Source organism: Streptomyces sp. AC627_RSS907 (assembly GCF_019049165.1).
Genome location: NZ_JAGMUE010001332.1, coordinates 1 through 775 on the forward strand (window position 1 = coordinate 1; position 775 = coordinate 775).

The 775-nt window shown below is 70.7% G+C and carries 1 protein-coding gene; it reads right to left on the reverse strand.

The genetic code is table 11. The features are described 5' to 3' along the window. Positions 1–761, reverse strand: a 761-nt coding sequence (locus tag KUM32_RS45155; protein WP_217146837.1) for a chorismate-binding protein, incomplete at its 3' end; no start/stop codon positions are given. Positions 762–775: the final 14 nt, after the last annotated feature.

A 775-nucleotide genomic window follows, 5' to 3' on the forward strand; every position in this document is an offset into this window, starting at 1 on the left:
GTGTGGATGAGCGTGGAGTACATCTCGATGCTGCGCCGGGCGGTGACGGTGACCGTGCCGGGCACGCAGACCCGTGACTTGTCGTTGCGGTCCACGTCCGTGCACATCGTCAACTCGTGCTCGTCCTTGGCGGAGTTGAGGAGTTCGCGGATGCGCTCGGCGTCCTCCAGGGCGTTGGTCCCGCGCTGGGCGGTGCCGCTGATCGGGGCGGACTCCACCAGGAAGCGGTCGGTGTCGGCGTCGATGCCTCGGCTGACCCGGACGAACATCTCCGGTGACGCGCCCACCAGGTACTCGCCGTCACCCAGGTTCATCAGCAGGCTGTGCGGCGCGGGGTTGCGCTCGTACAGGCGGCGGAAGAGCTGGGCCGGGGTCTGGGAGCAGGCGTGCTGGAACGTCTGGCTGGGCACGGCCTCGAACAGGTCGCCGGATCGGAACAGCGGCATCGCCGCCTCCACCACCCGCGCGTACTCCCCCACCCGGTGGTCGCGCCGGCCGCGCGACGGCCGGCCGGGCACGAACGGCTGGCTGGGCGTCTCGGTGGGCAGCCACTGGGTGCTGGCGGCCCGGGTGTGGAAGTCGTACCGGAAGCGCACCGCCGTGTCGCCGCGCAGGTCCAGGTCGTACAGCGTGTCGGGCAGATGGAGGACCATGTCCCGGTCGTGCGGGTTCCGCTCCTGGCGGGCGTCCATCGGGTCGACCTGGAAGATCAGGTCGTAGCCGAACGCGCCGAACAGGCCCAGCAGTTCGTCGTCCGGCACGGCCAGGCCCCTGT